Source organism: Pseudomonas sp. Tav-5-1A, assembly GCF_055755055.1.
In genome coordinates, this window is record NZ_CM146901.1 from 207,142 (window position 1) to 231,446 (window position 24,305).

The following is a 24,305-nucleotide window of genomic DNA, read 5'->3' on the forward strand; positions in this document are numbered from 1 at the left end:
TCGCAGAAAGGGAATGAAAGCCGTACGGCTGCAAAGGCGCAGGATTGTAGCGCACCGGTGCGTCGGCGCCCAAACCATTGCTGTTACAGCATGTCGACCGTCTGGCCGAAAAATGTTTCCCCACACCTGCGCGCCATGGTGTTGCAACTCAAGTCGGGCATTAAATGACCACAGGTCTTATAATGCTCGGCAGTTTTCGTTCCTCAGTACAGGTATCCCAGATGAAACGTCCAAGTGGTCGCGCTGCCGATCAGCTCCGCTCGATCCGCATCACCCGCAACTACACCAAGCACGCCGAAGGGTCTGTACTGGTCGAGTTCGGTGACACCAAGGTTATCTGCACGGTCAGCGTCGAGAATGGCGTGCCGCGCTTCCTGAAGGGTCAGGGCCAGGGTTGGTTGACCGCCGAGTACGGCATGCTGCCGCGTGCCACCGGCGAGCGTAACCAGCGCGAAGCGAGCAAGGGCAAGCAAGGCGGCCGCACCCTGGAAATCCAGCGCCTGATCGGCCGTTCGCTGCGCGCAGCCCTGGACATGTCCAAGCTGGGCGACGTCACCCTGTACGTCGACTGCGACGTGATCCAGGCCGACGGCGGCACCCGCACCGCGTCCATCACCGGTGCCATGGTGGCCCTGGTCGACGCGCTGAAAGTGATCAAGAAACGTGGCGGCCTGAAAGGCGGCGACCCACTCAAGCACATGATCTCCGCCGTGTCGGTGGGCATGTACCAGGGCGAGCCGGTGCTGGACCTGGACTATCTGGAAGACTCGGCTGCCGAGACCGACCTGAACGTGGTGATGACTAGCGCAGGCGGCTTCATCGAAGTGCAGGGCACCGCCGAAGGCGCGCCGTTCCAGCCTGCCGAGCTGAACGCCATGCTGGCGTTGGCGCAGAAAGGCATGGTCGAGCTGTTCGAGCTGCAGCAAGCCGCGTTGGCTGATTAAATAGCCTGTGGGAGCTGGCTTGCCAGCGAGCTTTTCGAGGTCAAAAGCTCGCTGGCAAGCCAGCTCCCACAAAAGCCGCACACAAAAAAGCCGACCCAAGGGTCGGCTTTTTTGCGCCTCGACCATTCAGATGGTCAAGGTCCAGTCATAGTCCACGATGAACGGGGCATGCTGGGAGAAGCGCGGCTGGCGTGGCAGGCGAGCGCTGCGCACGAAGCGCCGCAGGCCTGGGGTCAGCAGCTGGTAGTCGAAGCGCCAGCCCAGGTTGAGCATCTCGGCCTGTTCGTTATCGGGCCACCAACTGTACTGGTCGCCTTCGCGGCTGACTTCGCGCAGGGCATCCACGTAGCCCATGTTGCCAACGATCTCGTCCATCCAGGCACGTTCCGGCGCCAGGAAGCCGGGCGACTGCTGGCTGTCGCGCCAGTTCTTGATGTCCAGCTTCTGCTGCGCCACATACAGCGAGCCGCAGTAGATGTACTCGCGGCGCTTGCGGCGCTGCTTGTCCAGGTACTTGCCGAAGTCGTCCATCAACTTGAACTTCTGGTTCAAGTCTTCATCGCCATTCTGGCCCGAAGGCAACAGCAGGGTGGCGATGCTCAATTTGTCGAAGTCTGCTTGCAGGTAGCGCCCGTAGCGGTCGGCTGTCTCGAAGCCGAGGCCGCTGATTACCGCCTTGGGTTGCAACCGCGAGTAAAGTGCCACGCCACCTTGGGTGGGCACTTCGGCATCGCAGGCATAAAGGAAGTAGCCATCCAGTTGGAAGGCTGGATCGTCCAGTTCAAAGGCGGAGGCACGAGTATCCTGCAGGCAGATGACGTCGGCATTCTGTGCCTGCAGCCAACTGAGCAAACCACGCTCGACTGCGGCATGAATACCATTAACGTTCACACTGATGATCCGCATAAATGGCCCCAAAAATCTCGTGCGTGTATGATACCCGAGCTCAACTCAATTAGCTAAAGCCGTGGTATTCGGGACTTTTTATGCACGCCTATCAACGCGACTTCATTCGTTTTGCCATCGATCGCGGGGTACTGCGTTTCGGTGAGTTCACCCTGAAATCCGGGCGCACCAGTCCTTATTTCTTCAATGCCGGCCTGTTCAACAGCGGTACTGCCCTGGCCCAGCTGGGTAAATACTACGCGGCCGCCGTGGTTGAAAGCGGCATCGCCTTCGACGTGCTGTTTGGCCCAGCCTACAAGGGTATTCCCCTGGCAGCGGCCACTGCAGTGCAACTGGCCGAGCACCATGGCATCGATATTCCGTGGTGCTTCAACCGCAAGGAAGCCAAGGATCACGGCGAAGGTGGCAGCCTGGTGGGCTCGCCGCTGGAAGGCGACATCCTGATCATCGACGACGTGATCACTGCAGGCACCGCCATTCGCGAAGTGATGCAGATCATCACTGCCCAGAATGCCAAGGCTGCCGGCGTGCTGATCGCCTTGAACCGCCAGGAGCGGGGCAATGGCGAGCTGTCGGCGATCCAGGAAGTGGAACGTGACTTCGGCATTCCAGTGGTCAGCATCGTGTCCCTGGACCAGGTGCTGGAGTTCCTGGCCGACGACGCCGAGCTCAAGCAACACCTGCCGGCCGTGCAGGCCTACCGCGCCCAGTTCGGTATCTGACTGGGTGACTGCCGTGCGAGGTTTCGCCACGTGCTGCCTGCTGGCGGCGCTGGCGGCCTCGCCCGCGTGGTCTGCCGACGGCCCGCCGCTGGTGTTCTACCGCTACGTGGACAGCCACGGGGTAACCGTACTGGACCGCCAGGGCGTGCCGCCCGAATACGTCGGCAAGGGCTATGAAGTGCTCAACGCCCAGGGCCGCGTGGTGCAGACCGTGCCGCCCGCCCCCAGCGCCGACGAATTGCGCCAGCAACAGGCGGCCAGCGCCCAGGCGGCGGCGGACAACCAACTGCTGCATCTCTACCCCAGCCTCAGTGAACTCGACCGTGCCAGGGCGCAGCGCCTTGCCGAGGTCGATGGCATGGTGGCGATCGCCAACGGCAACCTGGTGACCATGCAGGGGCAGCGCAACAGTTTGCAGGCGCAGGCGGCGGAGCTGGAGCGCAACGGCCAGCCGGTGCCGCAGGAGCTGTTGGAGCAGATGAAGGCCATCGAGGGCCAGCGTGCGGATGCCCGCGCGCGGATCGTCAACTACCAGGCCACGCGGCAGCAGATCGACCAGCAGTTTGCCCGGGACCGGGCGCGGTTGGCGAAGCTGTTGGGGAATTGAGCGGAGCCTGACGCGGCCTGGCGGCCGCGTCAGGTGGCAATCAATGACGCTTGCGGTTGCTGATCATGGTGCCCATGCCGATATCGGTGAAGATTTCCAGCAGGGTGGCGTTGGGCACGCGGCCATCGATGATGTGCGAGCTGGTCACGCCGCCCTGCACCGCTTCCAGCGCGCAACGGATCTTGGGCAGCATGCCGCCGTAGATGGTGCCGTCGGCGATCAGCGCGTTCACCTGTTCGGTGTTCAGGCCGGTCAGCACGTTGCCCTGCTTGTCCATCAGGCCGGCGATGTTGGTCAGCAGCATCAGCTTCTCGGCCTTCAGCGCCTCGGCGACCTTGCCGGCCACCAGGTCAGCGTTGATGTTGTAGGACTCGCCGTCCGGGCCCACGCCGATCGGCGCGATCACCGGAATGAAGTCGCCCTTCACCAGCATGTTCAGCAGGTCGGTGTTCACGCCGACCACTTCGCCCACGTGGCCGATGTCGATGATTTCCGGCTTGGTCATTTCCGGGGTCTGGCGGGTGACCTGCAGTTTTTTCGCGCGGATCAGCTCCGCGTCCTTGCCGGTCAGGCCGATGGCGCTGCCGCCGTGGCGGTTGATCAGGTTGACGATGTCCTTGTTCACCTGGCCGCCGAGGACCATTTCCACCACGTCCATGGTCTGGGCGTCGGTGACGCGCATGCCGTCGATGAACTCGCTCTTGATCGACAGGCGGTTGAGCAGGTCACCGATCTGCGGGCCACCACCGTGGACGACCACCGGGTTGATGCCCACGGCCTTCATCAGCACGATGTCGCGGGCAAAGCCGGTCTTGAGCTCTTCGCTCTCCATGGCGTTGCCGCCGTACTTGATCACCAGCGTCTTGCCGACGAAGCGGCGGATGTAGGGCAGCGCTTCGGACAGTACCTTGGCGACGTTGGTGGCGGCATCACGTTCGAGGGTCATGCAGGGCTCCAGTGAAACAATCAGAACGGTAATTGGAGATCAGGGGCGATTTTTTGCAGCTCTGCGCGGAAAACGTCCTGGATGCGCTCGAGTTCCGCCTGGTCGTCGGCCTCGAAACGCAGCACCAGCACAGGTGTGGTGTTGGAGGCGCGTACCAGCCCCCAGCCCTTGGGATAGTCCACCCGCACACCGTCGATGGTGGTCAGGTTGGCGTCGCCCCAGTGTGCGTCGCGTTGCAGAGCATCAATGATGCTGAATTTACCCTCGTCGGTCACATGTATATTGAGTTCGGGGGTAGAAATATCGTTCGGGAAGGCCGCGAACAGCGCTTCGGCGCTGTCTTTGCCCTGGCTGAGTATCTCCAGCAGCCGCGCGGCGCTGTAGATGCCGTCGTCGAAGCCGTACCAGCGCTCCTTGAAGAAGATGTGCCCACTCATCTCGCCCGCCAGCAGCGCGCCGGTGAGCTTCATGTGCTTCTTGATCAGCGAGTGGCCGGTCTTCCACATGACGGGGCGGCCGCCGTAGCTGCTGATCAGCGGGCTGAGGCGGCGGCTGCACTTGACGTCGAAGATCACGTCGGCGCCCGGGTTGCGGGCCACCACGTCCCTTGCAAACAGCATCAGCAGGCGGTCGGGGTACACCACGGTGCCGGCATTGGTCACCACGCCCACGCGGTCGCCGTCGCCGTCGAAGGCCAGGCCCAGGTCGGCGCCGGTCTCGCGCACCTTGGCAATCAGGTCCTCGAGGTTCTCGAGCTTGCCCGGGTCGGGGTGATGGTTGGGGAAGTTGCCGTCCACTTCGCAGAACAGTGGGATGACCTCGCAGCCCAGCGCTTCGATCAGCTGCGGGGCGATGACGCCGGCGGCGCCGTTGCCGCAGTCCACCACCACCTTCAGCCGACGTGCCAGGACGATGTCGTCGCGAATGCGCTGTACATAGCGGTCGAGAATCTCGACCTGCTCGACCGTGCCCTGGCCACTGGCCAGGTCGTTGTCCTTCAGGCGCTGGTGCAGGGCCAGGATTTGCTCGTTGGCGAGGGTGTCGCCGGCGATGACGATCTTGAAGCCGTTGTAGTCGCGCGGGTTGTGGCTGCCGGTCAGCATCACGCCGGACTTGCCGGCCAGCACGTTGGCGGCGAAGTACAGCGCCGGGGTCGGCACCAGGCCGACGTCGGTGACGTGGCAGCCGCAGTCGGCGATGCCCTGGATCAGCTGTTGCACCAGCACCGGGCCAGACAGCCGGCCATCGCGGCCCACGGCCACGTTGGGCTCGCCCTGGGCCAGGCTCTGCGAGCCGATGGCGCGGCCGATCCAGTAGGCGGCCTCGGCGGTCAGGGTGTCGCCGAACACACCGCGGATGTCGTAGGCGCGGAAAATGCTCTCGGGAAGCCGGGGGGCGACGTGCGCTTGGCCATTCATTGGGTTGCGGGGCTCCATGTTCTTGGGGGCCTGGTCGTGCGTGGGAAGCGCTGGTTCGAGCAGGCCGGTTTCCGTGGGCAGCGGCATCAGCGGCATCAGCGGCATCGCGGCCGCAGCTGGCGAGGCGTGGCGATTACCCTGCAGCGACAGCCGGGCGAGGCTTGCCGCCACCACGTTGAGCTCTGGCAGGCTCAGGCTGAAGGCTTTGACGGCTTTTCCGCCCGAGAGTTCTTGGATCAGCTGGGTCAATTGCCGGGCATCGCCCGCCAGTTGCTCGCGCAGGCGCCGGGCCAGCATGCCCAGGGCCAGCCACGCGCCGCCGATGGCGAGCAGCAGGGCCAGGGGCCAGAACACCAGGCTGCGCCACTGCAGCGCCGGCTTGAACAGAGTGCCGGGGGTGAAGACCAGGGTCCAGTTGCCGGCGGTGACTGGGTAATGGTCGTCCAGCACCGCGGTGCCGGTCTTGAACAGGCTCTGCGCCGCGCCCTGGTCAAAGCGTTGCTGCAGCTCCACTTCGCCGAAATCGGCGGGCAGGGCCGCGAATGCCGTGGTCAGGGCACCGAGGTCGAAACTCAGCAGCAGGGTGCCCAGCACGGTGGTGCCGCTGGCGTCATGGATGGGCGCCAGGCTGTATACCAGCCAGCGCTCGCCGACTTTCTGCGCCTGCAGCAGCGGCCGCGCGCCGGCCTCGACCTGGCGAATCAGGTCCAGGCTGACGAAATTGACTGGCGAGGGGCGGTTGTTGTCCAGCGCTGCCTGGCCGCGGGCGACGGCGTAGGCGTCCACCAGGCCGGGCAGGTAGTCCAGCGCGGCCAATAGGGCGCCGGGCTGCGCGGTGGCCTGGGTGGCGTGCAGCACTTCCTGCTGGTGGGTGGCACTGTCGGTCTGCGCCACCAGGATGGCCGCCTGCTTCTGCAGTTCCAGGCCCTGGTTCCTGGCGGCGACCTGCGCCATCGAGCGGTACAGCGCGGCTGGCGACGGGCTGGGCAGGCCAAGACCTACCAGCACGGTCGCCACGGCCAGCCCCATCACCGCCACCCACAGGGCGCTGCGGATCTGGGGCGCACTGGTGTCAGTGGCGCGGACCTGGCCGCCAGCTGTGAAATCGTTCACTGCGCATCTCCCTTTGACGCTCGGCTAGCCGGCCGCGATTTCGCTGTTACTCCAGCGTAGTCAATGGCTGCCGGAGTGGCCGAACCCCCCAGCACCGCGCTGGGTTTCGTCGAATGTATCGACCAGTTCGAAGTGAGCTTGAACCACCGGCACCAGCACCAGCTGGGCGATGCGCTCGCCGATGGCGATGTTGAAGGCGGTCTGGCCACGGTTCCAGCACGACACCATCAGCTCGCCCTGGTAGTCGGAGTCGATCAGGCCCACCAGGTTGCCCAGCACGATACCGTGCTTGTGGCCCAGGCCCGAGCGCGGCAGGATCATGGCCGCAAGGCCCGGGTCGCCGATGTAGATGGACAGGCCGGTAGGAATCAGCAGGGTCTGGCCCGGCTCAAGGACAGTGTCTTCCTTGAGCATGGCGCGCAGGTCCAGGCCGGCGGAGCCGGGGGTGGCGTACTGCGGCAGGGGGAATTCGCTGCCGATGCGTGGGTCGAGAATCTTGGCTTGCAAAGCGTGCATGGTTAAACCTGGTCGAGCCGTTGGGCGATGAAGGAAACGATCTGGCGGGCAATCTTGCCCTTGCTGGTCTGGCTGAACACCGTGGTGTTGAGCCCGCGGTCAATCAGGCTGACCGCGTTTTCCTCGCTGTTGAAGCCGATGCTGGGGTTGGCCACGTCATTGGCGACAATCAGGTCGAGGTTCTTGTCTTTGAGCTTGCGTGCAGCGTAGTCGAGCAGGTGCTCGGTCTCGGCGGCAAAGCCGACGCTAAAGGGGCGATCCGGGCGCGTGGCGATAGTGGCCAGGATGTCCGGGTTGCGCACCATTTGCAGGAGAAGGCCGTCGCCGTTTGTAGGGTCTTTCTTCAATTTCTGTGCGGCAACCACCTCGGGGCGATAGTCAGCCACCGCCGCCGAGGCAATGAATACGTCGCAGGGGATCGCGGCCTCGCAGGCGGCCAGCATGTCGCGGGCGCTGACCACGTCGATGCGGTTGACCCGGTCCGGCGTGGGCAGGTGCACCGGGCCGCTGATCAGCGTCACCCGGGCGCCGGCTTCCACCGCGGCCTCGGCCAGGGCGAAGCCCATCTTGCCGGAGCTGTGGTTGGTGATGTAGCGCACCGGGTCGATGTTTTCCTGGGTGGGGCCGGCAGTGATCACCACATGCTTGCCGGTCAGCACCTGGCGCTGGAAGCAGTCGGCGGCGCACTGGGCCAGCTCGGTGGCCTCCAGCATGCGGCCCAGGCCGATGTCGCCGCAGGCCTGGCTGCCGGCCGCAGGGCCGAACACTTTCATGTCGCGGCTTTGCAGCAGTTGCAGGTTGGCCTGGGTGGCCGGGTCGCGCCACATGGCCTGGTTCATGGCCGGGGCCAGCGCCACGGTGGCGTCGGTGGCCAGCACCAGGGTGGTCAGCAGGTCGTTGGCCAGGCCCTGGGCCAGGCGCGCGATCAGGTCGGCGGTAGCGGGTGCGATCAGCACCAGGTCGGCCCACTTGGCCAGTTCGATGTGGCCCATGGCGGCTTCGGCCGCCGGGTCCAGCAGGTCCAGGTGCACGGGGTGGCCCGACAGGGCCTGCATGGTCAGCGGGGTAATGAATTCGGCGCCACCGCGGGTCATGACCACGCGCACTTCGGCGCCCTGGTCCAGAAGCCTGCGAACCAGCTCGGCGCTCTTGTAGGCGGCGATGCCGCCGCCGACGCCCAGAACGATGCGTTTTCGATACAGCCGCTGCATAGGCCTGCCTTCAGATCCAGTGATTACGCTCGGTGATGGCACCTCCCCGGGCCGGCTCACCGTGCAAAAAAGATGGGCTAAGATAGCACAGCGCCAAGCAGGGAGCAGCGCACACACAGGCAAGGAGATGCCATGAGTATTCGTGATTGGCCGGCGGCGGAACGGCCCCGGGAAAAGCTGTTGAAGCACGGGGCAGCGGCCCTTTCGGACGCCGAGTTGCTGGCGATATTCCTGCGCACGGGGGTGGCCGGCAAAAGCGCGGTGGACCTTGCGCGTACGCTGCTGGAGGGTTTTGGCAGCCTGCGCGCGCTGCTGGAGGCCGAGCAGAAGACCTTCAGCAGCCATTTGGGGTTGGGGCCGGCCAAGTTCGCCCAGTTGCAGGCGGTGCTGGAAATGGCCCGCCGCCACCTGGCCGAGCGCCTGACCCGTGATTCGGCCCTGGAAAGCCCGCGTGCCGTGCGCGACTACCTCAAGGCCATGCTGCGGCATGAACCCCACGAGGTGTTTGGCTGCCTGTTCCTGGACACCAAGCACCGGGTGCTGGCTTTCGAGGTGCTGTTTCGCGGTTCCATCGACGGCGCCACGGTGTACCCCCGGCAGGTGGTCAAGCGTGCGTTGGCCTATAACGCCGCGGCGCTGATCCTGTGCCACAACCATCCTTCGGGTAACCCGGCCCCCAGCCAGGCCGACCGCGTGCTGACCCAGCGCCTCAAGGAAGCCCTGGGCCTGGTGGAGGTGCGGGTGCTGGACCACATCATCATTGGCGAGGGGGAGCCGCTGTCGATGGTGGAGTATGGTTGGCTTTGAGCCGGTGGCTTATCGCGGCGCCCGGGGACGCGGCCTGTGGCCGCTGCTACGGGGGTTCGCCTACGCTTACCAGTCTTCCGGGCGTTCGGCGTGCTGGTGCAGGATCCGATAGACCAGCAGGGCATTGCCCTTGACGCTGTACACCGCGCGGTAAGGGTATTTCGAGAAGATCAGTTCCCTGCAATCGGGAATGTCGGAAGCCCGGCCGAGCTGGGGGAAGGCTTCAAGCGCGGCAAGCGCCTCGAGCACGCTGAAAACGACGGCTTCGGCTCTTTCGTTGCCAATCAAGCGAGCGTAATGCTCGAAAACGCCCTCGAGGTCACTTTCCGCCTTGCTGGTCAATGCGATTCTTGGCACGCGCTTCCCACTTAGCCTTCACGGCATCCAATTCGGTCAGGTTGCCTGCTTCCGCGTCCGCGATCCCTTCGGCTACGGCGCGAAAATGCCAGGATTCGGCTTCTACATAGCGAGCCAGGGCGCGTTTCAGATGGTACTGGCGGTCACGGTCGGTTGCCGCGGCCAACTGGTCGAGTTGGTCGATCAGGTCGGGTTCCACGCGGAAGGACAGCACAGGTGAGGCCATGGTAGCACTCCAGAAATAGCGCGTATACGTTGTCTACAGTTGTCGACGTTAGGGCCGGCTGTCACCAATGTCAACGTTTTGCCGAATATTTCAACCAAACGTCACGCCGCCCCCGCCGTCACCTCGAACTGCCCCACCAGCTGCTGAAGCTTGCTGGCATTGAGCTTCACCCGCTCGGCGCTGTGCTGCAGCACCACTACGGTCTGGCGCATGTCGCCGCTGGCCTGGTCCACCTGCTTGATGGTCTGGCCGCAGTCCAGGCTCTTTTCGTTGAGCTGCTGGATGATGCCGAACAGGTTGTCCACGGCCTCGTGCAGGTGCACGTTCTCCGAAGAGGCGTTTTCGGCCAGGCGCAGGCTGTCGTCGACGTTCTGCACGCCGCCTTCCATGAACGCCACGGCGTTGCGGGTTTCGTTCTGTAGGCCCTCGACCATGTTGCGGATCTGCCCGGCCGCCTGGGCGGTGCGGCTGGCCAGGGTGCGGACTTCGTCGGCGACCACGGCGAAGCCACGGCCGTTTTCACCGGCGCGGGCGGCTTCGATGGCGGCGTTCAGGGCCAGCAGGTTGGTCTGGTTGGTGATGTCGGTGATCAGCCCGGTGAAGGTGCCGATCTCGCTCATGCGCTTGTCCAGCTCCTGCACGCTGGCGGCGGAGCGCTGTACCACGTCGCGGATGGACTGGGTGCCGGCCTGCACCGAGGCGAACTGCGCCTGGGCGCGCAGCACCACCTCGTCCATGGCGCGCTTCATCTGCTCGGCGGTCAGCGACGCCTGCTGAATCTCGCCCAGCTGGCCTTCGACGATGATCATCATGCGGTGGATGGCCTGGGCCACGTCGTTGGAGGTCTGCCCGGCCATGCGGCTCTTGCCCAGCATCATCTCGTTGGTCTGGCCCACCGAATGGGACGCGACGATGACCTGGCCCACCACGGCGTCGAGGTTGTCGATGAAGCTGTTGATCCAGCGGCCCATGTCGCCGGTCTCGTCGTTGGCCAGGGTGCTGGTGTCCAGGCGCTGGCGCAGGTTGCCCTCGCCTTCGGCAATGGTGCGGATGACGTCGGTCATGCCTTCCAGGCGCGCGGCCAGGCGCTTGGGCCCCAGGGCGCTGAACAGCCAGGCGGCCAGCAGGATGCTGCCGGCCTGGATCAGGTCGATGCAGGTCTGTGCCAGGCCGCTGTAGTGCTGCACGGCGAAGTTGCAGGCAAACAGCGCGGCCATGGTCGCCAGGTACGGTTTCATCAGGCCATGGGTCAGCGAGCGGCGGCGGTAGACCTCTTCCAGGTCGGCCTCGCACATCATGCCCCAGCGGTCTGGCGAGCCGGGCAGCTGGAAGGTCACGCCCTTGCCGATCACGGGGATGTGGCGGTAGTCGGAATAGCCGGGGTAGCTGACGAACAGGTTGCTGCCGGCCCGCATGGTTTCGCGGATGCCGGGGTGCAGCTGGCCGGTGGCGGGGTCGGTGAAGCGCAGTTCCAGCTCGGTGTGGCGCTGCACGCGCACGGTGCCGAAGGCGGTGCGCACGCCGTCCTTGAGGTTATCGCCACCGGTGAAGGTGCCGTCCTCGAAGCGTGACCGCGACAGCGCGGTGCCGGGCGCCACGGCGGGGTCGAACTGCGGGCGCACCATGAACAGGTAGTTGTCGCCGGACTCGGGGTAGATGTGCCCGGCTTCGCGCTGGATCAGGTCGCCCAGCACGTCGTTGGGTACCCGTCCGCACAGGCAACCGACGACGTTGCCGTGCTGGCTGAGCGGCTGGTAGAACATCAGCGTCACCTCGTCGTGGAAGCGCGAGGTGGAGGGGCCAGCTTGCAGGGTCAGCGGGTCAACATAGGGGCCATGCAGGAACGGCGCTTTCAAGCCTGCCTTGAGGGCGGCCGGGTTCACCTGGCGGTTTGCCGGGCCGGCGAAGGTGCTGGCCAGCAGCGCGCCGCTGGCGTCGATCACGAACAGCTCGGAGAACGATGGCGCCTGGCGCAGTTTGTCGGCCAGCAACCCGGCGTCCACCCCGCCGGGCTCGCGCGCCAGCACCGCGGCAAGCTCGCCCAGGTGCTGCCATTGCTCGTGTGCCCAGCTGTGCAGCAGCTTCACGCGGGTGTCGGCGATGGCTTCGAAGGTTTTTTCCAGGGTGTGGCCAGCGCCGCTGTTCCAGTGGCAGGCCCAGCGCATGGCCAGCTTGCCGGTCTTGCCGAACCAGGGCAGCCAGTGGCGCTCGGCGGGGGAAAGCTGCATGGAGTCGCTACGCAGGGTCATGGCCATTCCTTACATTGACTACAAAGGATGACCTGGTGATAGCAAATTGCCTGCCACGTCGTTTCCCAGCCAATCGACGGCGTTTGCAGAACAACCTGGCGGTTCGTTTCGCCCCTGAAACGTGCAGGGCCGCGATGCGGCCCTGATTTGGTGCAATTACGCCAAGCGCATCAAGGGCTTACCGTGACCTTGGCAAAGTCCTGGCGGCCAAACGGGCTGACCTCGTAGCCCTTCACGCTGCTGCGCGCCAGCACGGCGGCGGTCGGGTGGGCCAGTGGCACCCACAGCGCCTGCTCCTGGATCTGCTGCTGCGCCTGCAGGTACAGGCGGCTGCGCACGCCCTGGTCGCCGGTGGTCTTGCCGGCGGTGATCAGCTTGTCCAGCGACGGCTCGCAGTAGCGGGCGAAGTTGGTGCCCGACTGCACGGCGGCGCAGGAAAACTGCGGGGTCAGGAAGTTATCCGGGTCGCCGTTGTCGCCCGCCCAGCCCATGAACAGCAGGTCGTGCTCGCCGGCCTTGGCGCGGCGGATCAACTCGCCCCACTCGATCACGCGGATGTCGGCCTTGATGCCGACCTTGCCCAGGTCAGCCTGGAGCATCTGTGCGCCCAGGCTGGGGTTGGGGTTGAGCAGGCTGCCGGAAGGGCGGGTCCAGATGGTGGTGCTGAAGCCATCCGCAAGGCCAGCCTTGGCCAGCAGGTCGCGGGCCTTGGCCGGGTCATAGCTGTAGCCGGGCAGGTCCTTGGCGTAGCTCCAGGTGTTGGGCGGGTAGGGGCCGTTGGCGGCGGTGGCGGTGTCTTCGAACACTGCCTTCAGGTAGTTGGCCTTGTCGAAAGCCAGGTTGATGGCCTGGCGCACCTGGGGCTTGTCCAGCGGCGGGTGCTGGCTGTTGATGGCCACGAACGCGGTCATGAAGGCCGGGGTCTTGATCACCTGCAGGGCGCTGTCGCTGGCGGCCGCGGCGATGTCCAGCGGCTTGGGCGACAGGGCGATCTGGCACTCGTTGCGCTTGAGTTTCTGCAGGCGCACGGTGGGGTCGCCGGTGATGGCGAAGATCAGCGGGTCGACCGCCGGCTTGCCACGGAAGTAGCTGGGGTTGGCGCGGTAGCGCACCACGGCGTCCTTCTGGAAGCGGCCAAAGACGAAGGGGCCGGTGCCGATGGGTTGGCTGTTGAGCTTGTCCTGGGCGTTGGCGCGCAGCAGCTGGTCAGCGTACTCCGACGAGTAGATGGACGCGAAGCCCATGGTCAGGGTGGCCAGGAACGTCGAGTCGGGGTGGTTGAGGGTGAAGCGCACGGTCAGCGGGTCCACCGCGTCGACCTTCTTGATCAGGTCAGGCAACTGCATCGACTGGGCGTGGGGGAAGCCGCTCTGGGCCACCTTGTGCCACGGGTTGCCGGCGTCGAGCATGCGCTGGAAGCTGAACACCACGTCTTCGGCGCTGAGGTCACGGGTGGGGCTGAAGTACTCGGTCTTGTGGAACTTCACCCCGGGGTGAAGCTTGAACTCGTAGGTCAGGCCGTCGGTGGACAGGGTCCAGCTGTCGGCCAGGCTTGGGACAACCTTGCCCTGGGCGGTATCGTAGTCCACCAGGCGGTTCATCAGCACGTCGGCCGAGGCGTTGGTGGTGGTCAGGGAGTTGTATTGCACCACGTCGAAGCCCTCGGGGCTGGCTTCGGTGCACACGGTCAGCGGGGCCGCATGGGCCAGCAGCGGGCTGAAAAGGGGAGCGAGCAGCAGCGGCAAAGTCGCTAGGCGCATGGTGGGATCCTTGGCTGATTGATGACCCATCTGCCAGTGCAGTCTGGAGAAAGGTCCTACCCTAGTGATCTCTGGCGCCGTTGACCATCCAAATTTTCGTTGCCGGCGCGACGAGCGGTTCAGGGCCAGCGCGCCCTGTAACGGCGGCCTTTGCGCTGCGGCGAGGGCTTTGGTGCGGAATTGAAAGTGCGGTCGGAGTTGTTGCACGCAGGTCTTTCTGGTATAAAGCAGCGCTCTTTTCTAGGGGCCCGGATCCTTCGCCGACAGGCGAGGCTGGTAAGACCCCTGAAGAAACGCGGCGCCTGGCGCCAAGACTGAGAGATAAGCGGCCAACCCATGCCGGGTTGGGCATGTGGTTTTAGAGGGCTGAGGCATGTCGAGAGTATGTCAAGTTACCGGTAAGGGTCCGGTGACTGGGAATAACATTTCCCACGCAAACAACAAAACCCGTCGTCGTTTCCTGCCGAACCTGCAGCATCACCGCTTCTGGGTCGAGTCCGAGAAGCGTTTCGTGCGTCTGCGCGTATCCGCCAAAGGCATGCGTATCATCGACAAGCGCGGCATTGATGTCGTGCTGGCCGAAATCCGCGCTGCTGGCGCCAAGGTCTAAGGGAGCAAAATCATGCGTGAATTGATTCGTTTGATTTCGAGTGCCGGTACTGGTCATTTCTACACTACCGACAAGAACAAGCGTACTACCCCGGACAAAATCGAGATCAAGAAATATGATCCGGTTGTTCGCAAGCACGTGATGTACAAAGAAGGCAAAATCAAGTAATTGATTTTCGCCCGAAAAAAAAGGCCCGCATCTCACGATGCGGGCCTTTTTTTTGCTCAGGCTTTTTGCTCGAACATCACGTAGATCTTGCGGCACGGCTCCAGCACCTCCCAGGTGCCACGGAAGCCTGCCGGGATCACGAAGCGGTCGCCCACCCGCAGGGTCTTGGCGTTGCCGTCCAGGTCGCGCAGCACGGACACACCTTGCACGATCTCGCAGTACTCATGCTCGGTATAGTTGACGGTCCACTGGCCCACTTCGCCTTCCCACACGCCCGCGCCAAATTGCTCGCAGGGGCTTGAGTAGTGGTGGTGGACCTTTTGCGCAGGGTCGCCCTTGAGAATCTTTTCCGCGGCGGGGCGGTAGTGATCGGCTGGCGTGGTGGCCAGGGCAAAGTCGACGATGGTGGCGATGCTCATGGGCGAATCCTCCTCATTTGTCCAATAAAACAAACATGACACGGCTTTTTACTGTTTGTTGTCAAATATATTGAAAATTCGGGTCCGGGTGGTTTAGGGTAACGGATGCCGTGAGTCGCGATTCCGGACCGGCACTATTCGCAAGCGTGCGCGATTATGCTTCGCGGGCGCTGTAAATCAATAAGAGGAGGGGATACGTATGACCACTTTGACTCGTGCGGACTGGGAACAACGTGCCCGGGATGTGAAGATTGAAGGCCGTGCATTCATCAACGGTGAATACACCGCGGCCGCTTCCGGCGCCACGTTCGAGTGCCTGAGCCCGGTCGACGGTCGCCTCCTGGCGCAGGTTGCCAGCTGTGACCTGGCGGACGCCCAGCGCGCCGTGGAAAACGCCCGTAGCACCTTCAACAGCGGCGTCTGGTCGCGCCTGGCCCCGGCCAAGCGCAAGGCCACCATGATTCGCTTCGCCGGCCTGCTGAAGCAGCACGCGCAGGAGCTGGCGCTGCTGGAAACCCTGGACATGGGCAAGCCGATCAGCGACTCGCTGAACATTGACGTGGCCGGCGCCGCCAATGCGCTGTCCTGGAGCGGCGAGGCCATCGACAAGATCTATGACGAAGTCGCCGCCACCCCGCATGACCAGCTGGGCCTGGTGACCCGCGAGCCAGTGGGCGTCGTGGCCGCCATCGTGCCGTGGAACTTCCCGCTGATGATGGCCTGCTGGAAACTGGGCCCGGCGCTGTCCACCGGCAACTCGGTGATCCTCAAGCCGTCGGAAAAGTCGCCGCTGACCGCCATCCGCATCGCCGAACTGGCCATCGAGGCCGGCATTCCGAAGGGCGTGTTCAACGTGCTGCCAGGCTATGGCCACACTGTGGGCAAGGCCCTGGCGCTGCACATGGACGTGGACACCTTGGTGTTCACTGGCTCCACCAAGATCGCCAAGCAGCTGATGATCTACGCTGGCGAGTCGAACATGAAGCGCGTTTGGCTGGAAGCCGGCGGCAAGAGCCCGAACATTGTGTTCGCCGATGCCCCGGACCTGAAGGCTGCTGCCGAGTCGGCTGCCAGCGCCATCGCCTTCAACCAGGGCGAAGTCTGCACAGCCGGCTCGCGCCTGCTGGTGGAGCGTTCCATCAAGGATCAATTCCTGCCGCTGGTGCTTGAAGCCCTGAAGGCGTGGAAGCCGGGCAACCCGCTGGACCCTGAAACCACCGTCGGTGCGTTGGTGGACACTCAGCAGATGAACACCGTGCTGTCCTACATCGAGGCTGGCCACAGCGACGGCGCCAAGCTGCTGGTGGGCGGCAAGCGCATCCTCGAAGAGACCGGCGGCACCTACGTCGAGCCGACCATCTTCGATGGCGTGGACAATGCCATGCGCATCGCCCAGGAAGAGATTTTCGGGCCAGTGCTGTCGGTGATTGCCTTCGACAGCGTCGAGGAAGCCATCAACATCGCCAACGACACCCCTTACGGCCTGGCCGCCGCGGTGTGGACCTCGGACATCTCCAAGGGCCACCTGACCGCCAAGGCGCTGCGCGCCGGCAGCGTGTGGGTGAACCAGTACGACGGTGGCGACATGACCGCGCCGTTCGGTGGCTTCAAGCAGTCGGGCAACGGCCGCGACAAGTCGCTGCACGCGTTCGACAAGTACACCGAGCTGAAGGCGACCTGGATCAAGCTGTAAACAACCCTGTAGCCGCTGCCGCCAGGCTGCGCTGGCCTTCTGCCACGCTGGAGACTTCCGGCGTATATCAAAGCCAGCGCAGCCTTCGGCAGCGGCTACGAGATCTTCGACACAGCCGGGCCTTCCGCAGGGGAGGCCCGGCTGTGTCGTCTTGGCAGTTATCCACAGGAGCGTGGAAATGCGTTGGGGAACCTATTTCGCCGTGCTGAGCGCCGTGTTGAGCGTAGGCCTGGCGTTGGGCGTGAGCATGCCGCTGGTGTCGCTGCGCCTGGAAGGCTGGGGCTACGGCAGCTTCGCCATTGGCGTCATGGCGTCGATGCCGGCCATTGGCGTGCTGGCCGGCGCCGGCCTGGCCAGCCGGCTGGCGGCGCGCTTTGGCACGGCGCAGCTGATGCGCCTGTGCCTGTGGGGCGGGGCGTTGTCCGTCGGCCTGCTGGCGCTGCTGCCCAGCTACCCGGTGTGGCTGGCGCTGCGCCTGCTGATCGGCATGGTGCTGACCATCGTCTTCATCCTCGGCGAAAGCTGGATCAACCAGATCGTCGTGGAGCAGTGGCGCGGCCGGCTGGTGGCGCTGTATGGCAGCAGCTATGCCCTGAGCCAGCTGTGCGGGCCGTTGCTGCTGGGCGCCGTGGGTACCGACCAGGACTACGGTTTCTGGGTGGGCGTGGCCTTGCTGGTGGTGTCGCCCTTGCTGCTGTTGGGCCGCAGCGGCGCGCCCAGCGCCGAGGCCTGCAACGTGACCCTGCGCGACCTGGGCGGCTTCTGCCGGCGCCTGCCGGTGATTGCCTGGGCCATTTCGCTGTTTGCCGCCTTCGAGGCGATGATTCTCACGCTGTTGCCGGTGTATTGCCTGCAGCAGGGTTTCACCGCCCAGATCGCGCTGTTCATGGTCAGCACCGTGGTGGTGGGCGACGCGCTGTTGCAGCTGCCGATTGGCGCCCTGGCCGACCGCATGTCGCGGCGCACGCTGTTCTTTGGCTGCGCGGTGGCCTTGATGCTGTCCAGCCTGGCGATTCCGCTGTTGATCGAGACGATTGCCATCTGGCCGCTGTGGGTGATTTTCGGCGCCAGCGCCGGGGGCCTGTTCACCTTGTCGCTGGTGTTGATTGGCGAGCGCTACCGGGATGACGCGCTGGTGCGCGCCAACGCCCACGTGGCGCAGCTGTGGGGCATTGGCTGCCTGATCGGGCCAGTGCTGGCCGGGGCCGGCAGCCAGTGGGTGAGCGGGCATGCGTTGCCGCTGTTGATGGCCGCCGGCGCGTTTGGCCTGGTGCTGCTGGCGCGCAAACCCCATGCGCTGGAGCTGCCTGCTTGACGACGCCCAGGTGCCCAATCCCGTAGCCGCTGCCGCAGGCTGCGCTGGCCGTATGCCTCGCTGGAGATCTTCAGGGTTCATGCTGGCCAGCGCAGCCTGGCGGCAGCGGCTACGGGTGTGGAGGGGTCAGAGCATCTTCTCCAGGCCGATGGCCTTGCTCATCCAGGCATTGAAGCGCCGCCACAGGTCACCCGGCTCGGTGGTCAGGGTGTGCAGGTGGTGGTTGTCTTCCGTCACCCACACCACCTTGCCGTCCTGCAGCACCGCCTGGTAGCTGAGCGCCGGCGCCATGCCCTGCAGCGCCAGCTCGCGGGTGCGCTCGGCCAGTTCCGGGCTGTGCACCAGCACGCCTACCTCGGTGTTCCATAGCACCGAGCGTGCATCGAAATTGAACGAGCCGATGAACACCCGCTTGCGGTCGAAGATCATCGCCTTGCTGTGCAGGCTGGAGTCGGAGCTGCCGTGGAAGCCCAGCAGCTTGCGCTTGGGCTGCTCGCCCGGCTGGCGGCGCAGTTCGTACAGCTTCACGCCGTGTTCCAGCAAAGCCTTGCGGTAGGGCGCGTAGCCGCCGTGCACGGCGGGCACGTCGGTGGCTTCCAGGGAGTTGGTCAGCAGGCTGACCGACACCCCGGCGTCGGCGCGGCCGGTCAGGTACAACAGGCCCGGCTCACGGGGCACGAAATACGCCGAGATCAGCATCAGTTCCTGGTGCACGTTGGCCAGCTGCGGCGCCAGTTGCGTGGTCAGCAGCAGGTGCGGGTCGGGCTCATCCACCGCCAGCACCTTGCTGGGGGCGTCCCACAGCACCTGGCTGTCGGCCCAGATCAGCTCGTTGCGCCAGGTGGCCATCTGCGGTTCGAAGCGGTAGCTCATCATCCGCTGGTACAGCGCCGGGCGCTGCTCGCGGGCGTCTGCGAGCCAGGCTTCCAGGCGCCCGCGGGTCTTCACCAGGTCCTTGGGCGAGGGCTTGAAATACAGGAATTCGCCGATGGGCCGGCTCAGGGCGCTGTTCCAGTACTGGTCGAAACTTTCGCCCAGGTGGGCGGCGGCGGGGCCGACGCTGAGCAGGTCGATGTCGGTGAAATTGAGGTTGGCCTCGGCGTCGAAATATTCGTCGCCCAGGTTGCGACCGCCGACAATCGCCATGCTGTCGTCGGCGATCCACAGCTTGTTGTGCATGCGCCGGTGCTGCTGCGACAGGTTGAACAGCCGGCCCATCGCCCGCGTGGCGCCGGTGGCGCGGCCCAGGTGCAGCGGGTTGAACAGGCGGATCTGGATATTGGGGTGCTCGGCCAGGGTGGCGATGATGTCGTCCAGGCCGTCGCTGGTGGTGTCGTCCAGCAGGATGCGGATGCGCACGCCACGGTCGGCGGCCTTGAGCAGTTCGTGCACCAGCGCGCGGGTGCTCAGGCCGTCATGGACGATGTAGTACTGCAGGTCCAGGCTCTTCTGCGCGTTGCGGATCAGTTCGGCGCGGGCGCGGAACGCTTCCGGGCCGTTGGGCAGCAGGCGAAAGCCGGACAGCCCCTGGTGCTCCGCCACCTGCGCCTGCACCGAGCGGCCGAACGCCGACTGGTCGGCGGGCAGGGCCTGGCTGGGTTGACGGTGGCTGCCACTGGTGGCGCAGCCGGCCAGCAGGGCGGTCATCAGCAGTGGCAACAGCCAGTGGTTTCGCAACTCGGGCATCCTTCAAGGCAGGGCAGGCGTGGCTATGACTCCAGCAGCCGGGGAAAAGTCATTCAGTGGCGTGGTCAATCTCGGCGATCAGCCGCTTGGCCGTCTCCCCGACCTTGCGCACCGCGTCTTCGATTTCCCGGGTGGCGCGCGCGGCGAAGTTCATTCGCAGGCAGTTCCGGTATTTGCCCGAGGCCGAGAAAATACTGCCCACGGCGATCTGCACGTTCTGCTCCAGTAAAGCGCGGTTCAGCCGCTGCGTATCAAAACTTTCCGGCAGCTCCACCCACAGCATGAACCCGCCTTGGGGGCGGCTGGCGCGGGTGCCCGCGGGAAAATACCGGCTCACCCAGTCGATCATCAAGTCGCGCGAGCGCTGGTACTGGCTGCGCATGCGCCGCAGGTGCGGTTCGAAGCAGCCCTCCTTGAGGAAGTCGGCGATGGCCAGTTGCGGCTGGGTGGCGGTGCAGCCGGTGCTGATGTACTTCATGTGCAGCACCCGCTCCAGGTAGCGCCCCGGCGCCACCCAGCCGATGCGCAGGCCGGGCGCCAGGCTCTTGGAGAACGAGCTGCACAGCAGTACGCGGCCGTCCTCGTCGAACGACTTGATGGTGCGCGGCCGCGGGTAGGTGTAGGCCAGGTCGCCGTAGACGTCGTCCTCGATGATGGCCACGTCGTAGCGCTGGGCCAGGGTCAGCAGCGCCCGCTTGCGCGCCTCGGGCATCACGTAGCCCAGCGGGTTGTTGCAGTTGGGGGTCAGCTGGATGAGCTTCACCGGCCACTGCTCCAGGGCCAGCTCCAGGGCTTCCAGGCTGATGCCGGTGATGGGGTCGGTGGGAATTTCCAGGGCTTTCATGCCCAGGCCCTTGAGGGTCTGCATGGCGCCGAAAAAGCTGGGCGAGTCGACGGCGACGATGTCCCCCGGCTGGCACACCGCGCGCACGCTGGCCGACAACGCTTCGTGGCAGCCGGTGGTGATCACCAGGTCGCTGGCCTGTAGCTGGCAGCCGGAGTCCAGCAGCAGCCGCGCCACCTGGGTGCGCAGGGCCTCGGTGCCGTTGACGGTGTCGTAGTACAGCCCCGGCATGTCCTGGCGCCGGGACAGCTGCGCCAGGCTGCGCAGCAAAGGCTTGAGCGTGGGCGTGTCGACGTCGGGCATGCCGCGGCCCAGTTGCACCACGTCCTTGCGCGGCACGCTGCGGATCAGTTCGCTGACCTGGTCCCACTGGGAGATGTCCACCGGCCGTTGCGCCGGGCGGCCCACCACCGGCAGCGCCGGCAGTTCGCGGGCGCTGGGCACGAAGTAGCCGGACTTGGGGCGCGGTGCCGCCAGGCCGTTGTCCTCCAGCACCCGGTAGGCCTGCTGCACCGTGCTCAGGCTGACGCCGTGCTCGGCGCTCAGCGCGCGCACCGAGGGCAGGCGGTCGCCGGGGCGATAGAAACCCTGCTCGATGCGCGAGCCCAACAGTTCGGCAAGATTCACGTAGAGGGTCATGGCGTACTCCCGGCGGCGTGTGCGGACCATACAGATGGCGCGGAATTGCAGCGATACAGACCGCGTTCGGGCTAATCTGTATGGTGAATATACCTGTTTTTTGGATCTGTAAGGTCGGCTGTATTGGGCGGATCATGAACCCGTACCCACACCAACACCAAGGAGCAAGGTCATGAACGGCTTGAGCGATGTGCGTCTGCTGCTGCGCAGCCAGGAACTCCAGGCATGTGATGCCCAAGGGCGGCGCGTGCGCTCGGCCCCTGAAGGCCTGGGGTTCTGGAGCCTGATGTGGCACCGCCTGACCACCCGCCGGGCCTTGCTGGAGCTGGATGCCGACCAGCTGCGTGACATCGGCGTGTCCGCCAGTGAAGCACGGGTCGAGGGGCTGAAGCCGTTCTGGAAGGAGTGAAGGACCGGCGGGGCTTTCGTCGGGCGCCGCCGGGCAGGCAAAATGGCGGCTCGCGTCGACAGGTACCCCCCCATGAGCTGCAACCGCCACAAGATTCTCTTCCTGCGTGAGCAGATCCCTTCCTTCGAGTGCGTGCCGGGTTGCCACGATTGCTGCGGCCCGGTCACCACCTCGTCCGAGGAGATGGCCCGCCTGCCGCGCAAGACCGCGGCCGAGCAGGAGGCGGCGCTGGCCGAGCTGAACTGTGTGCACCTGGGGCCCAACGGCTGCACGGTGTATGAGGAGCGGCCGCTGATCTGCCGGCTGTTCGGCACCACCGCAAGCCTGCCGTGCCCCAATGGCCGGCGCCCGGCAGAGCTGATTCACCCGTTGGCGGAAAAGGCCGTGCACACCTTCATCGCCAGCACGCGCCAGGTGCTGGTGTAACGGATAACGTCAACTTCAATCCGGGATCGGCAGGTTCAGGCTTTCCTTCACCTCTTCCATCACGATGTAGCTCTTGGACTCGCGCACGTGCGGCAGCTTCAGCAGGATGTCGCCCAGCAGCTTGCGGTACGAGGCCATCTCCGAGATGCGCGCCTTCACCAGGTAGTCGAAATCGCCCGACACCAGGTGGCATTCCAGCACGTGGGGCAGCTTGAGCACCGCGCGGCGGAATTCCTCGAAGGTATCGCCCGACTTGTAGTCCAGGCTGATCTCCACGAACACCAGCAGGCTGCCCTTGAGATGCTGCGGGTTGAGGCGGGCGTTGTAGCCCATGATGATGCCTTCGCGCTCCAGGCGCCTCACGCGCTCGGTGCAGGGCGTGGTCGACAGCCCCACCTTTTCCCCCAGTTCAGTGAACGAAATACGCCCGTCGGCCTGCAGGATACGCAGGATATTACGGTCGATCTTGTCCAGCTCACGTTTGCTCTGATGCTGGGTACGCATAGGCGATGCCCCTCCGTAAAAGCGGTTTTTGCCGAGAATTCTCGCCAATAATAGGCCGTTATATAGTGAATAGCACTGGCTGATGTTTTTTAAACTGCGCGCATCTTCGCAATAAACAACAAATGTCAGCGGTTATCCGCGTTGAGGGATTGAGCATGCGAGTTCTGGTACTTGGTAGCGGTGTGATAGGTACCGCCAGTGCCTATTATCTGGCGCGGCAGGGCTTTGAAGTGACGGTGGTAGACCGTCAGAACGCCGTTGCCATGGAAACCAGCTTCGCCAACGCCGGCCAGGTCTCGCCGGGCTACGCCTCGCCGTGGGCCGCCCCGGGCGTGCCGCTCAAGGCCATCAAGTGGCTGCTCGAGCGCCACGCGCCCCTGGCCATCAAGGCCACCGCCGACATCGACCAGTACCTGTGGATGGCGCAGATGCTGCGCAACTGCACCGCCAGCCGCTACGCGGTGAACAAGGAACGCATGGTGCGCCTGTCCGAGTACAGCCGCGACTGCCTCGATGAACTGCGCGCCGAGACCGGCATCGCCTACGAAGGCCGTACCCTGGGCACCACCCAGCTGTTCCGCACCCAGGCGCAGCTGGACAACGCCGCCAAGGACATCGCCGTGCTGGAACAATCCGGCGTGCCCTACGAGCTGCTCGACCGCGACGGCATCGCCCGCGTCGAGCCGGCCCTGGCCGGCGTCACCAACATCCTCGCTGGTGCCCTGCGCCTGCCCAACGACCAGACTGGCGACTGCCAGATGTTCACCACCAGGCTGGCGCAGATGGCCGTGGACCTGGGCGTGGAGTTCCGCTTCGGGCAGAACATCGAACGCCTGGACTTCGCCGGCGACCGGGTCAACGGCGTGGTCATCGACGGCAAGCTGGAAACCGCCGACCGCTACGTGCTGGCGCTGGGCAGCTACTCGCCACAGCTGCTCAAGCCGCTGGGCATTCGCGCGCCGGTGTACCCGCTCAAGGGCTACTCGCTGACCGTGCCCATCACCAACCCGGCCATGGCACCCACCTCGACCATCCTGGACGAGAGCTTCAAGGTCGCGATCACCCGTTTCGACAACCGCATCCGCGTGGGCGGCATGGCCGAGATCGCCGGTTTCGACCTGTCGCTGAACCCGCGTCGGCGTGAAACGCTGGAGATGATCGTCAACGATCTTTATCCTCACGGCGGTGACCTGAACCAGGCAAGCTTCTGGACCGGCCTGCGCCCCACCACCCCCGATGGCACGCCCATCGTCGGTGCCACACCGTTGCGCAACCTGTTCCTCAACACCGGCCACGGCACGCTCGGCTGGACCATGGCCTGCGGCTCCGGCCGCTTCCTGGCTGACCTGATGGCGCGCAAGAAGCCGCAAATCAGCGCCGAAGGCCTCGATATTTCCCGTTACGGCAAACACCAGGAGACTGCAAAGCATGTCAATCCAGCGCCAGCTCACCAATGAGCGCATGAGTCAGATCGTCACCCACAACGGCACCGTTTACCTTGCCGGGCAGGTGGGCGATAGCATGGAGGCCGGGATTGAGCAGCAGACCCGTGAAACCCTCAACAACATCGAGCGCCTGCTGGACCTGGCCGGCACCGACAAGTCGCGCCTGCTCTCGGTGACCATCTACCTGAAGGACATCGACGCCCACTTCGCCGGCATGAACAGTGTCTGGGACCAGTGGCTGCCCAAGGGCGTGGCACCGGCCCGGGCCACGGTCGAGGCCAAGCTGTGCGAGCCGGAAATCCTCGTCGAGCTGTCGGTGGTCGCCGCACTGCCCTGAGAAACACCTTGTGCCCGGTAGTGGCTGC

The 24,305-nt window shown here is 64.9% G+C and carries 25 protein-coding genes; 12 read left to right on the forward strand and 13 right to left on the reverse strand.

Features of this window, described 5'->3' with window-relative positions:
* Nucleotides 1–221 precede the first annotated feature (221 nt).
* Nucleotides 222–944 (forward strand): ribonuclease PH, encoded by a 723-nt coding sequence (rph, locus tag AC0J42_RS01010; protein WP_416421822.1) that lies wholly within the window; start codon nucleotides 222–224, stop codon nucleotides 942–944.
* A 126-nt stretch (nucleotides 945–1,070) separates the two neighbouring features.
* On the opposite strand, the gene AC0J42_RS01015 is transcribed toward rph, so the two are convergent.
* Nucleotides 1,071–1,850, reverse strand: a complete 780-nt coding sequence (locus AC0J42_RS01015; protein ID WP_008366828.1) for an exodeoxyribonuclease III — start codon at nucleotides 1,848–1,850, stop codon at nucleotides 1,071–1,073.
* An 80-nt stretch (nucleotides 1,851–1,930) separates the two neighbouring features.
* Between AC0J42_RS01015 and pyrE the strand changes: the two genes are divergently transcribed.
* Entirely contained in the window at nucleotides 1,931–2,572 is a 642-nt protein-coding gene (gene pyrE / locus AC0J42_RS01020; RefSeq protein WP_416421823.1) for an orotate phosphoribosyltransferase, read from the forward strand.
* A gap of 4 nt (nucleotides 2,573–2,576) precedes the next feature.
* The gene (locus tag AC0J42_RS01025; protein ID WP_473005053.1) at nucleotides 2,577–3,179 is read left to right on the forward strand and encodes a DUF4124 domain-containing protein; all 603 of its coding nucleotides are present in this window, start codon (nucleotides 2,577–2,579) and stop codon (nucleotides 3,177–3,179) included.
* A 40-nt stretch (nucleotides 3,180–3,219) separates the two neighbouring features.
* Here the strand turns inward: AC0J42_RS01025 and argB are convergent, their stop codons facing one another.
* From argB to coaBC, 4 genes are all read right to left on the reverse strand, one after another.
* Nucleotides 3,220–4,125: an acetylglutamate kinase gene (argB, locus tag AC0J42_RS01030; protein WP_008366823.1), complete on the reverse strand. Its 906-nt coding sequence runs from the start codon at nucleotides 4,123–4,125 to the stop codon at nucleotides 3,220–3,222.
* Between the two features lie 20 nt (nucleotides 4,126–4,145).
* Nucleotides 4,146–5,543, reverse strand: a complete 1,398-nt coding sequence (locus AC0J42_RS01035) for a phosphomannomutase/phosphoglucomutase (protein ID WP_473006796.1) — start codon at nucleotides 5,541–5,543, stop codon at nucleotides 4,146–4,148.
* A gap of 1,173 nt (nucleotides 5,544–6,716) precedes the next feature.
* Nucleotides 6,717–7,172, reverse strand: coding sequence for a dUTP diphosphatase (gene dut, locus AC0J42_RS01040; RefSeq protein ID WP_416421825.1), 456 nt, complete (start codon nucleotides 7,170–7,172; stop codon nucleotides 6,717–6,719).
* Between the two features lie 2 nt (nucleotides 7,173–7,174).
* Nucleotides 7,175–8,383: a bifunctional phosphopantothenoylcysteine decarboxylase/phosphopantothenate--cysteine ligase CoaBC gene (coaBC, locus tag AC0J42_RS01045; RefSeq protein WP_416421826.1), complete on the reverse strand. Its 1,209-nt coding sequence runs from the start codon at nucleotides 8,381–8,383 to the stop codon at nucleotides 7,175–7,177.
* Nucleotides 8,384–8,515: 132 nt separating this feature from the next.
* On the opposite strand from coaBC, the gene radC reads away from it, so the two are divergent.
* Nucleotides 8,516–9,190, forward strand: coding sequence for a RadC family protein (radC, locus tag AC0J42_RS01050; protein WP_416421827.1), 675 nt, complete (start codon nucleotides 8,516–8,518; stop codon nucleotides 9,188–9,190).
* Between the two features lie 66 nt (nucleotides 9,191–9,256).
* Here the strand turns inward: radC and AC0J42_RS01055 are convergent, their stop codons facing one another.
* The 4 genes from AC0J42_RS01055 to AC0J42_RS01070 form a co-directional block, all read right to left on the reverse strand.
* Nucleotides 9,257–9,532 carry a type II toxin-antitoxin system RelE/ParE family toxin gene (locus tag AC0J42_RS01055; protein ID WP_473005054.1) on the reverse strand — a complete coding sequence of 92 codons (276 nt, stop codon included), beginning with the start codon at nucleotides 9,530–9,532 and terminating at the stop codon, nucleotides 9,257–9,259.
* Nucleotides 9,510–9,773 (reverse strand): CopG family ribbon-helix-helix protein, encoded by a 264-nt coding sequence (locus tag AC0J42_RS01060; protein WP_416421829.1) that lies wholly within the window; start codon nucleotides 9,771–9,773, stop codon nucleotides 9,510–9,512. The genes AC0J42_RS01055 and AC0J42_RS01060 overlap by 23 nt, the downstream gene beginning before the upstream one ends.
* 101 nt (nucleotides 9,774–9,874) lie before the next feature.
* Nucleotides 9,875–12,022 carry a methyl-accepting chemotaxis protein gene (locus AC0J42_RS01065; protein WP_473005055.1) on the reverse strand — a complete coding sequence of 716 codons (2,148 nt, stop codon included), beginning with the start codon at nucleotides 12,020–12,022 and terminating at the stop codon, nucleotides 9,875–9,877.
* Nucleotides 12,023–12,192: 170 nt separating this feature from the next.
* Nucleotides 12,193–13,782 (reverse strand): ABC transporter substrate-binding protein, encoded by a 1,590-nt coding sequence (locus AC0J42_RS01070; RefSeq protein WP_473005056.1) that lies wholly within the window; start codon nucleotides 13,780–13,782, stop codon nucleotides 12,193–12,195.
* Between the two features lie 373 nt (nucleotides 13,783–14,155).
* On the opposite strand from AC0J42_RS01070, the gene rpmB reads away from it, so the two are divergent.
* Both rpmB and rpmG read left to right on the forward strand, forming a co-directional pair.
* Complete coding sequence (gene rpmB, locus AC0J42_RS01075) at nucleotides 14,156–14,392, forward strand: 50S ribosomal protein L28 (protein WP_008366806.1); 237 nt, start codon at nucleotides 14,156–14,158, stop codon at nucleotides 14,390–14,392.
* A gap of 12 nt (nucleotides 14,393–14,404) precedes the next feature.
* The gene (rpmG, locus tag AC0J42_RS01080; RefSeq protein ID WP_016772554.1) at nucleotides 14,405–14,560 is read left to right on the forward strand and encodes a 50S ribosomal protein L33; all 156 of its coding nucleotides are present in this window, start codon (nucleotides 14,405–14,407) and stop codon (nucleotides 14,558–14,560) included.
* A 56-nt stretch (nucleotides 14,561–14,616) separates the two neighbouring features.
* Here rpmG and AC0J42_RS01085 read toward each other — a convergent pair whose 3' ends face one another.
* Entirely contained in the window at nucleotides 14,617–14,979 is a 363-nt protein-coding gene (locus AC0J42_RS01085; protein WP_416421832.1) for a cupin domain-containing protein, read from the reverse strand.
* Between the two features lie 199 nt (nucleotides 14,980–15,178).
* On the opposite strand from AC0J42_RS01085, the gene AC0J42_RS01090 reads away from it, so the two are divergent.
* Both AC0J42_RS01090 and AC0J42_RS01095 read left to right on the forward strand, forming a co-directional pair.
* A complete protein-coding gene (locus tag AC0J42_RS01090) occupies nucleotides 15,179–16,672 on the forward strand; it encodes an aldehyde dehydrogenase (protein ID WP_416421833.1) in 1,494 nt (497 codons plus the stop codon).
* A gap of 178 nt (nucleotides 16,673–16,850) precedes the next feature.
* Nucleotides 16,851–17,987, forward strand: coding sequence for an MFS transporter (locus AC0J42_RS01095; RefSeq protein ID WP_416421834.1), 1,137 nt, complete (start codon nucleotides 16,851–16,853; stop codon nucleotides 17,985–17,987).
* Between the two features lie 126 nt (nucleotides 17,988–18,113).
* Here AC0J42_RS01095 and AC0J42_RS01100 read toward each other — a convergent pair whose 3' ends face one another.
* Nucleotides 18,114–19,673 carry a phospholipase D family protein gene (locus AC0J42_RS01100; protein WP_473005057.1) on the reverse strand — a complete coding sequence of 520 codons (1,560 nt, stop codon included), beginning with the start codon at nucleotides 19,671–19,673 and terminating at the stop codon, nucleotides 18,114–18,116.
* 49 nt (nucleotides 19,674–19,722) lie between these two features.
* Nucleotides 19,723–21,156 carry an aminotransferase-like domain-containing protein gene (locus AC0J42_RS01105; protein WP_416421836.1) on the reverse strand — a complete coding sequence of 478 codons (1,434 nt, stop codon included), beginning with the start codon at nucleotides 21,154–21,156 and terminating at the stop codon, nucleotides 19,723–19,725.
* A gap of 172 nt (nucleotides 21,157–21,328) precedes the next feature.
* Between AC0J42_RS01105 and AC0J42_RS01110 the strand changes: the two genes are divergently transcribed.
* Nucleotides 21,329–21,565 carry a DUF1127 domain-containing protein gene (locus AC0J42_RS01110; protein WP_473005058.1) on the forward strand — a complete coding sequence of 79 codons (237 nt, stop codon included), beginning with the start codon at nucleotides 21,329–21,331 and terminating at the stop codon, nucleotides 21,563–21,565.
* Nucleotides 21,566–21,637: 72 nt separating this feature from the next.
* The gene (locus AC0J42_RS01115; protein WP_416421838.1) at nucleotides 21,638–21,991 is read left to right on the forward strand and encodes a YkgJ family cysteine cluster protein; all 354 of its coding nucleotides are present in this window, start codon (nucleotides 21,638–21,640) and stop codon (nucleotides 21,989–21,991) included.
* A gap of 15 nt (nucleotides 21,992–22,006) precedes the next feature.
* Here AC0J42_RS01115 and dadR read toward each other — a convergent pair whose 3' ends face one another.
* A complete protein-coding gene (gene dadR, locus AC0J42_RS01120) occupies nucleotides 22,007–22,495 on the reverse strand; it encodes a transcriptional regulator DadR (RefSeq protein ID WP_008366790.1) in 489 nt (162 codons plus the stop codon).
* A 155-nt stretch (nucleotides 22,496–22,650) separates the two neighbouring features.
* On the opposite strand from dadR, the gene dadA reads away from it, so the two are divergent.
* Together dadA and AC0J42_RS01130 are read left to right on the forward strand one after the other, a co-directional pair.
* On the forward strand, nucleotides 22,651–23,952 hold the full coding sequence (gene dadA / locus AC0J42_RS01125; RefSeq protein WP_473005059.1) for a D-amino acid dehydrogenase: 1,302 nt from the start codon (nucleotides 22,651–22,653) through the stop codon (nucleotides 23,950–23,952).
* Nucleotides 23,924–24,277 (forward strand): RidA family protein, encoded by a 354-nt coding sequence (locus AC0J42_RS01130; RefSeq protein WP_416421840.1) that lies wholly within the window; start codon nucleotides 23,924–23,926, stop codon nucleotides 24,275–24,277. Before dadA ends, AC0J42_RS01130 begins: the two co-directional genes overlap by 29 nt.
* Nucleotides 24,278–24,305 lie beyond the last annotated feature (28 nt).

Bases quoted from the DNA above. Each gene is read 5' to 3' on its own strand.
- pyrE (WP_416421823.1), top strand. From the start codon at position 1,931: ATGCACGCCTATCAACGCGACTTCATTCGTTTTGCCATCGATCGCGGG.
- AC0J42_RS01110 (WP_473005058.1), top strand. From the start codon at position 21,329: ATGAACGGCTTGAGCGATGTGCGTCTGCTGCTGCGCAGCCAGGAACTC.
- AC0J42_RS01100 (WP_473005057.1), bottom strand. From the start codon at position 19,673: ATGCCCGAGTTGCGAAACCACTGGCTGTTGCCACTGCTGATGACCGCC.
- AC0J42_RS01115 (WP_416421838.1), top strand. From the start codon at position 21,638: ATGAGCTGCAACCGCCACAAGATTCTCTTCCTGCGTGAGCAGATCCCT.
- rph (WP_416421822.1), top strand. From the start codon at position 222: ATGAAACGTCCAAGTGGTCGCGCTGCCGATCAGCTCCGCTCGATCCGC.
- argB (WP_008366823.1), bottom strand. From the start codon at position 4,125: ATGACCCTCGAACGTGATGCCGCCACCAACGTCGCCAAGGTACTGTCC.
- coaBC (WP_416421826.1), bottom strand. From the start codon at position 8,383: ATGCAGCGGCTGTATCGAAAACGCATCGTTCTGGGCGTCGGCGGCGGC.
- AC0J42_RS01070 (WP_473005056.1), bottom strand. From the start codon at position 13,782: ATGCGCCTAGCGACTTTGCCGCTGCTGCTCGCTCCCCTTTTCAGCCCG.
- radC (WP_416421827.1), top strand. From the start codon at position 8,516: ATGAGTATTCGTGATTGGCCGGCGGCGGAACGGCCCCGGGAAAAGCTG.
- dadA (WP_473005059.1), top strand. From the start codon at position 22,651: ATGCGAGTTCTGGTACTTGGTAGCGGTGTGATAGGTACCGCCAGTGCC.
- AC0J42_RS01095 (WP_416421834.1), top strand. From the start codon at position 16,851: ATGCGTTGGGGAACCTATTTCGCCGTGCTGAGCGCCGTGTTGAGCGTA.
- AC0J42_RS01065 (WP_473005055.1), bottom strand. From the start codon at position 12,022: ATGACCCTGCGTAGCGACTCCATGCAGCTTTCCCCCGCCGAGCGCCAC.
- AC0J42_RS01130 (WP_416421840.1), top strand. From the start codon at position 23,924: ATGTCAATCCAGCGCCAGCTCACCAATGAGCGCATGAGTCAGATCGTC.
- rpmB (WP_008366806.1), top strand. From the start codon at position 14,156: ATGTCGAGAGTATGTCAAGTTACCGGTAAGGGTCCGGTGACTGGGAAT.
- AC0J42_RS01035 (WP_473006796.1), bottom strand. From the start codon at position 5,543: ATGAATGGCCAAGCGCACGTCGCCCCCCGGCTTCCCGAGAGCATTTTC.
- rpmG (WP_016772554.1), top strand. From the start codon at position 14,405: ATGCGTGAATTGATTCGTTTGATTTCGAGTGCCGGTACTGGTCATTTC.
- AC0J42_RS01060 (WP_416421829.1), bottom strand. From the start codon at position 9,773: ATGGCCTCACCTGTGCTGTCCTTCCGCGTGGAACCCGACCTGATCGAC.
- dadR (WP_008366790.1), bottom strand. From the start codon at position 22,495: ATGCGTACCCAGCATCAGAGCAAACGTGAGCTGGACAAGATCGACCGT.
- dut (WP_416421825.1), bottom strand. From the start codon at position 7,172: ATGCACGCTTTGCAAGCCAAGATTCTCGACCCACGCATCGGCAGCGAA.
- AC0J42_RS01090 (WP_416421833.1), top strand. From the start codon at position 15,179: ATGACCACTTTGACTCGTGCGGACTGGGAACAACGTGCCCGGGATGTG.
- AC0J42_RS01105 (WP_416421836.1), bottom strand. From the start codon at position 21,156: ATGACCCTCTACGTGAATCTTGCCGAACTGTTGGGCTCGCGCATCGAG.
- AC0J42_RS01085 (WP_416421832.1), bottom strand. From the start codon at position 14,979: ATGAGCATCGCCACCATCGTCGACTTTGCCCTGGCCACCACGCCAGCC.
- AC0J42_RS01015 (WP_008366828.1), bottom strand. From the start codon at position 1,850: ATGCGGATCATCAGTGTGAACGTTAATGGTATTCATGCCGCAGTCGAG.